Annotated in this window: 5 protein-coding genes and 1 pseudogene; 1 reads left to right on the top strand and 5 read right to left on the bottom strand. The window is 50.8% G+C overall.

Annotated elements, in window-relative coordinates; genetic code table 11:
* Nucleotides 1-248, bottom strand: a pseudogene (locus tag B3729_RS05800) (glycoside hydrolase family 5 protein); the annotation flags it as partial.
* 532 nt (nucleotides 249-780) lie between these two features.
* Here B3729_RS05800 and B3729_RS05795 point away from each other — a divergent pair.
* Nucleotides 781-3,606, top strand: coding sequence for a LysM peptidoglycan-binding domain-containing protein (locus B3729_RS05795; RefSeq protein WP_286787371.1), 2,826 nt, complete (start codon nucleotides 781-783; stop codon nucleotides 3,604-3,606).
* A gap of 38 nt (nucleotides 3,607-3,644) precedes the next feature.
* Here B3729_RS05795 and B3729_RS05790 read toward each other — a convergent pair whose 3' ends face one another.
* The 4 genes from B3729_RS05790 to B3729_RS05775 form a co-directional block, all read right to left on the bottom strand.
* Nucleotides 3,645-4,706: a lipocalin-like domain-containing protein gene (locus tag B3729_RS05790; RefSeq protein ID WP_286787370.1), complete on the bottom strand. Its 1,062-nt coding sequence runs from the start codon at nucleotides 4,704-4,706 to the stop codon at nucleotides 3,645-3,647.
* Entirely contained in the window at nucleotides 4,696-7,164 is a 2,469-nt protein-coding gene (locus tag B3729_RS05785) for an ABC transporter permease (RefSeq protein WP_286787369.1), read from the bottom strand. Before B3729_RS05785 ends, B3729_RS05790 begins: the two co-directional genes overlap by 11 nt.
* A gap of 2 nt (nucleotides 7,165-7,166) precedes the next feature.
* Nucleotides 7,167-7,835 carry an ABC transporter ATP-binding protein gene (locus B3729_RS05780; RefSeq protein ID WP_286787368.1) on the bottom strand — a complete coding sequence of 223 codons (669 nt, stop codon included), beginning with the start codon at nucleotides 7,833-7,835 and terminating at the stop codon, nucleotides 7,167-7,169.
* 1,412 nt (nucleotides 7,836-9,247) lie between these two features.
* Complete coding sequence (locus B3729_RS05775) at nucleotides 9,248-10,516, bottom strand: acyltransferase family protein (protein ID WP_286787367.1); 1,269 nt, start codon at nucleotides 10,514-10,516, stop codon at nucleotides 9,248-9,250.
* Between the last annotated feature and the right edge of the window lie 602 nt (nucleotides 10,517-11,118).

Genomic DNA, 11,118 nt, shown 5'->3' with positions numbered 1-11,118 from the left:
TGCAGGCGCTCCCAGATGATGGGGAAGCGGAATGTCTTGATGCCCCTGGCGCTCCACTGCTGGAAGTAGGATTCCACTGGAAAAATATAGTTGGTGCCATTGATTCCAGGTAAGACATGGGGGGCAAATCCCGCACCGGACAGGTTCAGACTAACCAGATCGACCGGTTCGGCTTGTACGTAAGTGGTTCCAAGCGCCAAGGCGGCTGCTAGGGGAAGGCTTTTCTTTAACAGTTTCGAAAAAAACATTGGTATCACCATACTGCTGTGACCAACCGCGACCATTTCCTGTACTGCAAGATCAGGCGGAGGCTCAGAATTAAAAAGAATTGGCTAGGCTACTGCCAAGCGGAGCGCGCTCTGTGCTCTGCGTACTGAGCTATACAAGCGATATGCCAAAACATTGACATGAATTGAAACAAAGCCAGATAAAGCTTTATTTAATGATTTAAGTGGCTGATTTTTATAAGATTTTTATTTATTAAAACGCCCATTACCATTCGTCGGTCCGAGTATCATGAAACTAAAGTAATGGCAAAGTAATTTCATGATCTGACGGATTCTTGTTGTTTTACTGTATTAAGCAATCGGTCAATGATGATTTTCTGGCTATAAGCCTTTTATCCTGACGGAGTATTAACGTGTAGAGGCTATTGTTCCTTATGGAATGGAGCCGTAAGCACGGTTACTTCAGCTTGGCGTTAACGTGTCATGTGCTTTTCATCTAAGCCAAGCATTCTTGGTCAGGCTGACGACCGAAGCCTACCGAGGACATTACGCCATGGCGATGCCGATCGATAATGCCGGAACCTCTCGCAGTAACTTCCGCACCGCGCTTCATTCATTTAGCGCGTTTATCAAGCGATCCCAGGAAACGCCGCGCCCTGAAGGGGACGCACCAAGACTCCCTGAGTCGCACCTGCAGCAGCAAAAGGTAGTTGTAGAGCCGGGTGACACCATGACGGGTATCGCCAAAAAGCATTACGTCTCACTGCACGAGGCAGCCCAACATAATCCGCAGATTTCTGATATTGATCACATTCACGCCGGTGATGTGGTCTTTTTACCTCCTCCAGCACCAGAGCAGCTGGCCGTACAGCCTGATGGCAAAACACTGTTCCTTGAAAACCTGCAGTCTCGAGGTAATGCCATCGAACACGCAAACACTGCAGACGGCGCGATCGATTACGCCGTAGAGACTGAACAACTGAAACAAGACGTGCAAACGTTTTTGTCCGCTTTGCCAGCCGCTGAGCGTAACGACTCTGCGCAATGGTTATTTGATCATGACTGGACGGACAGTGGGCCGGCTCAGATAGCGATAGAGCAGGGTGCCGAACAGATGGGGTTGGTGCTGACGCCTTCCAGCCACAAGGGTCCGGACGTGGAAGCGCAGGTCAGGGAGATTGTTCAGCAGGTTAACGCATCGCCGAATCCTGTTGCCGCATTGGAGACACTAGGAAAGGCTTACTCCACCGTTACACCTGATGTAAAAGAGGTTTTGTTGCAGTCATCAACAGGCCAGGAGATCTTCCAAAGGGCAGGGCAATACGCGCTTGACGCCTTGAATCAGCAGGATAACCAGTCTGGCCAGCTCGTACCGATGAAAACTGTATTCGAACGACTGGATAACATGACACAGAACCTTGACCCGCATCTTGCGGCAAAGGTCGTCGAAGCGGCAATTCCCGGACTGGAAAAGGTATTGATCGAGCCCAGCGATAATCCAGTCCCGCCCATGGTAGGCTCGTCAGGAGCCTATCATCTGGTCAACGTAACCGGACGCATTGCCGGTCAGCCCGGTGCTGAGGAGACCATCAAGCGCTTGGTCGAGCTCGGACTTTACGAGCGGACCGGAACTGTGCAGAGCATTGCCGAAGGAGCAAGTCCAGCTTATCCGCTGCAGGTGCTGAGCTTTGTGGACCAAGGCGACACACGCTATGTTTTAGAGGGCGATATCCTGCCAGGCCTGGATCAGTTCCAGAAAAAGGTTACGGATGATCTGCAGGCGTATGGAAAACAGATGGAAGAGCTCAATTGGCTCACCTTGAATGGGGGCGCTGTCATGACTACTGAGCAGCGGGATAACGCCATCCAGGATTATCTTGACTCGCGACCGCCCGAGTGGGAAGAGCAGACCCAGGCGCTAAAAGATCAGGTTGCTGAGGACGGGCGTGATCTCTTATACCAGCTACAGGCGCTGCAAAATCTTCCGGCAGACTTTAAAGGTGACCGCAAGGCGATCGAGGACCAAATCCGCAGGACACTGGATAATCCCGACGCAATTACAGCCATGAGTTCTGCGGTGGCCCAATATCCGGAACTGACAAACGATCTGGATCAATGGAAGCTGATTGGGCAGTTTGGCAAAACAACGGATCGTGGTCGAAAGTTTCTTGAGGAAGTGGCTACGCAGGTTCTACGGCACAAGGTGATGCCAGAGTTTCAGAATGTAAAGGCGGGAGATGCTGCCAGCCTGCAAAATGCCCTCAACAAACTGGAAGGGCTCAAAAAAGGCCCAGTAGCTGCTCTGTTTGGTATACCAGACAAGGATCTCAATAAGGCTATTGATGCCTTGAAAGAGGCATTACCGAGGCCCGGCGAAACAGCCGAGCAGATTACCGACCGTCTCGCTCGCTTCAATCTCAAGTTGGACGATATCAAATCAACCAATGGTGTCAGGACCTTTGATAATCAGGCGCGCGCTGGCCAAACCCTGAGGATGATCGGGGCGGCCGGTGCCGCTGCCGTACTGGCAAGCTCCGGGGTTGCGTTACATAAACACCAGAGCCCCGAAGCCATCCTTAAGGTCTGTCTTGACGCTGCCGGCACGGCCCAAAAGACGACCGAACTCTTGATCGGCATGGGTAAGATACCCAAGGATGGTTGGGTAAACACATTGGCCGGCGGTAGCTCTCGTCCTGCGGTAAAAGTCTTGGGTGTTGCCAGCTCGCTGTTTGATCTGGTCAACGCAGGCAAGGCGGCGGAGTCTGGCGATACGGTGGGAGCGTCACTCTATACATTATCCGCAGCAGGAGGAGTGACATCAGCCTTGGGCACAGGCACTGTTTTTGGCCCAATCGGCCTTGGTGTAGTGCTGCTTTCGACCATCACATTGGGCACTCGTGACGTTATCAAACACCATGAAATGGCCAATCGCTTTCAAACGCCGGAAACCAGCCAATTTTTAACTCACGCTGGGCTTGATGAGGCGGCGGCAAAAGCACTTTCAGACCAGAGCGGAGATGGTTATAACGTTTTGCCGTTGCTCTCACGTTACGCCGAACTCAAAGGATTTGATCTGCAGAATAACCAGGACCAGCAGGCCTTTATCACTTGGATCAATAACATGCCAAATGAAAGCCTATTGTTGTTACGGGACAACCTCCACCGCGTACTGGACAGGCGAAAGGGAAGTTATGATGACTTTCCGGAATTTCAATCCCGATCAAACTCCTGGATCTACGATACTTCCGATACCTATTTCATTCAGCGCCTCAAAGAGAACCCTCACTTCGTGGAGATGGGCGTTGCTTATCCCAATTCGGTTTACCAACTTGATCAGACCTTGGACATGCTAGACCTGGACCGATTGGCAGTAAGCTGATCGGGCTGAGCCTGCGTTGCTATCAACGCGGCGCAGGCTCAGTAACCTGTCATTTCCAGATAGCCGATTCCGGTTTCGCTGCCTTGTACGCGTACGGGCCCTTCCCAATAGGGTGTTCCCACATCCATCCAGGCGTTGGGATTAATGGCTGACACCTCAATGTTAAGCCCGCGTTTGACTAGGGACAAAGACCAGCGCGTTGGAATTTTCCGCCCCGCGATCAAATGTTCATCCAAGGCTTTCAACTCGATTTCGTCTCTTTGCAGGGGTTCGGTCTGGCCGTCGGCGTTTATCCAGGTACCGCTCAGGTAATTATCGCCATCTGCCTGTCGCAAGCGGAACACCATGAGTTGTCGACCATCCTGCAGGTGTAGCGAAAACCAGTCCCATCCGTGCTGATCTTCCGAGAGCGGCTGACTACTCCATTCGCGATCAAGCCAGGCCGTGCCGCTTACGGCCACGGGTTTGCCCTCGATTTTCAATACACCCTGTGCGCGGAAAAAAGGTTGGCTGTAGTAATAAGACGCTTGGCCTCTGGCTGACTTGCGACTCAAGCCTTGGTCCCCTTGGAGCACAAGTGGCTGATCTGACGTCAACTGGAGCTGATAAGAGAACGTATCGCCACGGGCCTGCACTTTAAGATCTGACGATGCTTCGCCTTGCATTGACCAATCATCAATCCAGGCAGCAAAGGGTTCAGCTGTCACGCCGGCCTGTCCAACGCCCCCTCGCGCCTGTGTCTGGGCATGGAATTGCTGCGTGCGGGTAGTCAGTCCCGCGTGACCTAACCACAGATTCCCGTTGTCCCAGCCGGGCTGGTCGGCTGCGGGACGCATGGCACTACGAAAAAGCGTCCATTGCACGCCATAGTCATTGCCGGCAGCGTCCTTTAGGTTGGCAGTGACATACCACCACTCGATACGAAAATCAGGATGAGCGCCATGATCGGCTGGAAAAGAGAACACCCTGCCCGGTACGACCTGAGCAAAGCCCTTGCTTTCCTGGCCCAGACCGGCAAAGCCTTGTCCTTTGGATGAAGAATCATCGCATCCGCCTAGGACAAAAAGGCCTACAACCAGACAGCCAATCCTAGCGTTCATCGGACAGTACCCTCAGCAAGTCAACCGGGCGGCTCCGCCACAGGGTCCAGAGAGGCCAAGCTGAGGCCAGCCAGGTAGCCAGTAGAGCGAGTCCTGCCAGACGCATCAGCTGATCCGGAAAAACCTGAAGTGGCAAACGCCACCCAAAGGCCTGAACATTAATCACGGCTACCAGGCACCATGCCAGCAGAATGCCCAGCGGAATCGCCAGGAGCAATGTTAGCAGTGTTAGCAGCCACGTCTGACCTACGTTAAGCAGCATCAGCTGGCGCCGCGTAACACCCATGGCCCATAACGGCGCGAGTTGCCCAAGGCGGCTCTGGCTTTGCGTTAATAAAGCAATAAAGAGCGCAACACCTGCTACGCCCAGCGTCAGCGTATTAAGGGCCGAGGTTGCACTGAACGTGCGCTCAAACACCTGTGTTGCCCATTGTTTGAGCTGTACCTGATCCACAAGACGGGAGTCATCGAGAGCAAACGTATCCTTGATGGCCTGCTTCAGGTTGCCGACGGCGGAAGGCTCCATACGCAGCGCATAACGGCTTACCGGCAGGTTGGGCCAATGGGCCTTCATTGCCTTAGCATCTACCAGAACATGGCCACGAGGGTTTCCATAATCCGCGTAGATACCCACGATCTTGGCAAGCCACGCCCCTTCGGCTGCCGGTAGTTTTACCGTGTCGCCTATTTCAACGTTCAAATGCCGAGCCAGTTGTTCACTAAGCATGACGCTATCGCCCTTGAAGAGTGCGTCCCAAGGGTCACCTGCTCGTGCCTCTAGTAAGGGCCAATGGTTGCGGTAAAGCTCATCATCCTCTACGCCTGCAATGGTCAAAGGCCAACCACCCAATTGCGTTTCAAGCTCAAGACCTGCCAAAACGCGATCAACTTCAGGACGCGCTGTTAGCCAATTAGCCATCTCTTGCACCTGATCCGGGCTAGCTGGGCGGATATAAAGTTCGGCAGAAAGGCGCTGATCCAGCCAGACACCAAAGGTATGCCGAAACCCTTCTGTCATACTGCCGGCACCAATATTAGCGGCAAGGGCTAACAACAAAGCCATGAGGGCCAGACTCAGGCCAGGTAACTGTTGTCGGCAGTCGGCAATAAACCAGCCCAGTAATGGTGACCGCATGGAGGCAGGTGCTAGTCTTAGCAGGCCGCTGAGCGCTACCGGCAGACCTAGAGCTGCCGCGAGCAGTAGGCTGCCCATCATGACGAAACCTGCCGCCAGGCTATTGCCTGTCAGCCAGGCAATGAAGGCAACCACTGCTGCAAGAGCGGCGATCCATCCTTGGCGTTTTAGCCAAGCACGGTGGGCCTGATGCCAAGCCTCGCTATTGGCGAGTCCTAGCAATGGCAACCGAGCGGCGCGCCATAAACTGTTTACGCCCGCCAACAGCGCACCCAGAAGGCTAAGTCCCAGGCTACCTAGCCACCAGATTGGACTGAGAGAGAGCTCTCCGGCCACCTCAGCACCATATAAACCTCGTAAGCTGGCTGCCACGTCTGGTAAGAGTAGGCTGGCCAGTACGTAGCCGCTAACAATACCTGCCAGCCCCCCTAGCAACGCGAGCGCTATCAGTTCTCCAGTCAGCGCTATCAGGAGTTTTTGAACACTTACACCGCTGGCGCGCAATGTACGTAATAAGGGTCTTCGTTGCTCCAAGGCCAGCCCGATAGCCGCGTGTACAATAAACAATCCAACTGCAAAGGCTAACAGCCCAAGCGCCATTAGGTTGAGGTGGAAACTTTCGGTGAGCTGGCCCGGGTCGTTTTCATTTGAATGGGGCTGCCATTGCAATCGTTCATTCCACGGAGAAGGAAGGGGTTCCTGAAAATCTGCTGGGAGAACAAGACGTGAGAGTTGGTCCGGCGCCTCAAGTAGCCGCTGGGCCACTCCGATGTCGACTAGCAACATGCCGGGAGCCATGCCTGACTTACCTGTTATTGGCGGGAGGAGTTGCCCATTAACCAGGTAAGGCTGCTCACCCTCCTGCAGGCTCAACTCATGTAGTGTTTGGTTAGCAACCCAGGTTTGCCCAGGTGGACTAATAAATGCCATCAAGTCCTGTGTTTCGGTCGGTTCGCCCGCTACGGACGAGCCCACCGGCAGGCTCACTGGTTCGATACCCATGATTTGCAGACGGCGTGTTTGACCTTGAATAATGGCGCTGCCTTGTATCATTGGTGACACAGGCCATCCCTGCCGGCGTAACGCAAGAAAGCTTTCCTGAGAAATAAGTCCGCCATTACGTGCAGAAAGTGTCGCTTGAGGTAAACCGCCAATGAGCTGACTGGCCTGCGCATAGCTTTGCCTTGCCTGGCTGTTAAGCGCCTGAACGCCAGTCAATAATGCCGTGGCTAGCCAGAGCCCGGTAAATAGACTGAAAAACTGCACGGGGTGTTTTAGCCAGTGACTGATTAGGCTGCGCACAGACCAATACACAACACCCATCGTTAGCTTCCCATAGGGGTAGCAATTTGGCCTGCCCGCAACACGACGCGTTGCTGCAACTGTGCCGCTACCTGTGGGCTATGAGTAACCATCAGCAGCGTACAGCCACTACGGTCTACCAGATCCAGCAACAGCTTGAGTACTTGGGCGCTAGTTACTTCGTCCAGGTTACCGGTCGGTTCATCAGCCAGTACTAACGCCGGACGTGATGCCAGGGCTCGACCCAATGCCACACGCTGTTGTTGTCCTCCCGAAAGCTGCTCTGGGTACCGTTGCAATAACTCGCTCAGACCCAGTTGCTCGGCAAGCTGGGCCTGCCACAATGGATTGTGCCGTCCCGCAAGCCGCGCCTGAAAAGCTAGATTATCCCCTACCGTCAGACTGCCGATGAGGTTGAACTGCTGAAAAATCAGGCCAATCTCACAGCGACGCCAGTCAGCCAGCGCTTGTTCGTTAAGTGAGTGTAATGCCTTTCCATCGATATCGATGCGGCCACTATCTGCCTTGTCGAGTCCAGCGATAAGATGAAGGAGTGTGCTTTTACCACTTCCCGACTCGCCCATAAGAGCCAGACTGCCACCACGCTGCAGATCTAAATCTATACCTCGAAGTACCGGCAGAATGCCCTGAGGGGTGGGGTAGCTTTTATGAAGTTGTCGCACATGAAGCATAAGTGAGCCTTGATACGTCTGGTAAACGCACAAGCAAACCAGAGACAGCGATCGCTGGGATGATCTGCGAAGAGGTCATATCGAACCCAAATCTCATGACTTAGTTCTTGAGATAGGATCGATGTAAGAAATTTATACAGTAAAAATAAAACCGCTTACTAGGCTAGCGAAGAGGTGTCGTTGGCTTTAGGACTTTCAGATAAAGGTCTATCGAAGATCATAACGCAATATTACTCGGTCACAGGTAAGCAGTCGTGCTCAACAGAGCCTTTTGCTAAAAGTAATCGTATCTTTCTCAAGTACTATTTTCTGCTATAGCAGCTCCAATCCTAAGGCCATCCTACAGCCAGCACTGATTTGAGGCATGGGGGTGCCTTATTTATATAACTGGATGATCAATACTGTGATATCAGTGTGATATTGACTTGCTTCAAATAGCCTGTAACGGTTTTCTGGTTGACTTTCACCCTATTAAGCGTAGCGGAGTCATGGGGATCGTCCTCATTTATACATAATCATGCCGTTAGTCATCTTTGGTAGGCCAGCCGATATAAGCTAGTTGCAAAACAACAGCGCTGCGTTAACCTCAACAGACCATAGTCAGCTACGTTTGTATTGTCATGAGAAGTAATACTGCAGAAGTAGTAGATATGCCTACTATCACCCCTATCGGTACCCAGTGCACAACAGGTCAGACGTGTCCAGAAAGTGGCATCTGGACAGTTATAGGTGCTCCTCGCACGGCCTCGCCCATCGTTAAAGGCAAAAGGTTTCCGCCTTACTGCGGTAAGGCCGCTGTTTGGCAGCTAGCTTTGCACGCCTGATCTTAACCAAACGTTAGCCACTTCACGCTACCTTGATAGCGCGCGTTTGATTGGTGCGTCCTGAAAAAGACCACCCCAGTAAAAAAGCAGCAACGGGGGAAATCACTGCTTCTGGGGTGGCTGATGACGTGTTACAAACCAAACAACGGATCGTTCGCTTGCCCTCGCATTAAAGCCTTTCTGTTGTAAAGATGATACCCGTTCCAAGTAAAGGCTATGTAAATTTTTGGACATGTTGGGACTGTTATACTTTGCCATCTGGTGGGGACTTATTAGTGATTGAAAGTAAAACTCATAGCATTCTTGCATTTTCCAGTAGAGCCTTTTTATCCGTATGATTTAAAGGAGGTTTAGGTGCAAACATCGCTTTGGCTTCATCCAGAGAATTTCTTTTTGCTTGATTAACGGAAAATTTTTAAAGCCCACTTTATCGGGTTTCATTTTCTTCTAGGTGCATGAGAACATTCGATCAAATGATATGTTCAGAATTAAAGCCAAACAGTATCTAGAAATCGTTCTGGTTTATTAGGGATTTTAAATTATTGAAAACATGGGTGTCATAGTTGAAACTATGACACCCAGATCTTTTTAGAGAGGCGGTATGGTGTTTACGCCTTTTCTCGGCTTCAACATGAAAGGCTTTTCTATTCCCAGGAAAGTTAACAGGGAAAGCCCGCATACCAATACCAGCACCAAAGGCAGAAGCATAATGTAGTGGGAAACATTGCTGTCTATAAAAGGATAGACCTGTAACCAAGAAAAGAGGCTATATAGCACCAGCCCGTGAATCAAATAAACGCTGTAGCTAATTTCACCTAAAGCCTTCAAACCGTAACTACTTAATAATCCAAATAGATCGTTACCCAGTGCAATAATGGCGAACGCTATGCTAAGAAGCAAAATCTGAGGTACAGAAAAGTAATCCGGCATTGTCATGCTATAAGCAATGAGAGCTATTGCCAGAGCGCCATAGACAGGTTTCTTTAGATAATCAATCCATGCTGGCCGGTGTCGTTTGATCAGCACGGGGATAAATCCGGCAATAAAGAATAGCAAGAAATGGAGCTTTAACACTTCCAATTGTGCTGCAGGTAATGCAGCTACTACCACGATGAGAGATAGGGCAAGGTAGCGGCCATAGTTTTCGCGGTTGATCAGCGCTGCGAGAACAGGAAGGGCTAGATAAAAGAACCATTCATATTTCAACGTCCACTGGACGCCGGCCGTAATGATGCGACTCTCTTGAAAGCCATTAAAAGAGGCGCCAAGAAAAACAACCCATCTCAGGCTTTCCTTGGCCAGTTGAGTAAGCGATACCAGATCAAATCCGGTTCGATACAAGCTGATAAATACGACTACTGCCACGACGAATGCGTACAATGGCATGATTCTCCAGAATCGAGACTGGAATATATGTGGCCAGTCAGGCTTGCGCTGATAAATTTTTCCAAAGAATAGAAAGCCTGTAATCATGAAAAAGAGCGTGACGGGAACCGCCCCCATATTGTTCAGGAGCGCACTGCTGTCTGAGCCTGCCCATTCACCAGTGGTCTTCCATTGGTAGGTCACCATAAAGTGGCAGCAGACCACAGTGGTAGAGAGTACGCCTCGTAGTGCGTCAATAGGGGAGGATCGGGTTAGCGCCTGCTCTGACAGGATATTTAGACGCCTGAATAATCTGTCCAAAAAGAACATGGACAACACATAAATAAGCAATAATTCCAGCGTTACAGTCATAGCGGAGTTGATATCGTAATAGTGTTGCTCTTCCAGCCTTTTAACGGTTAGTAGATTTTTTAGTCGAAAGAGCGCTTGGATCTGCTCCTGGTAAGAGAGGGGCAGTACGATAATCGACAAAAACCATAAGACCATGCGAAAAGGCATCGGCTAGGAAGACCAATGAATGGACAATGACGAGGCCTTCATAAGGCTGACGGTCATCAAAGGAAAAGAAGCAACCCAGTGGTAAGCCATAGGCTGTTGCGACTATTGCGGTCAAGCCCGAGCGGCTTCTAAATTCCAAAGAATCCTATGTGCTGATTATGACTGGATAGCGGTTGGTTTCCTGAGTTCTTACGATCCCCCTCAACACTATGTATTTGGGTAGGGCTTTTGGCGCAGCGTCTTGCGTTAATGCTTACCATTTTGCTTTTGTTTAAGAAAAAAGCCATTTAGAAACCCTGTATTTGTAAATTCATCAACCAGCTGCTCTCTATGCGCTAAGTATTTCTGGTAGATAGCAGCTAGGGTAATGACTGATAGGTTTAAAAGCCGTTCCTTTTAGCGGCTTAAAAATTAGAACTGAGTCAGCTTCAATCGTTTGTGGTAGAGCATTCCGTCTCACTCTTGTGAAATGCCTCGCACCTCATGCACCTATCGAGGCACACTATCTAGACTTCTTTCTTAAAGAGTTCTTTGCGTAACGCTTATCCAAGATGTTCAAATAAAGCTTGACCTGT

The sequence above is a fragment of the Pseudomonas sp. UBA3149 genome (assembly GCF_002364655.1).
Taxonomy (GTDB): Bacteria; Pseudomonadota; Gammaproteobacteria; order Pseudomonadales; family Pseudomonadaceae; genus Chryseomonas; species Chryseomonas luteola.
This window is presented reverse-complemented; position numbering and strand designations above follow the sequence as displayed.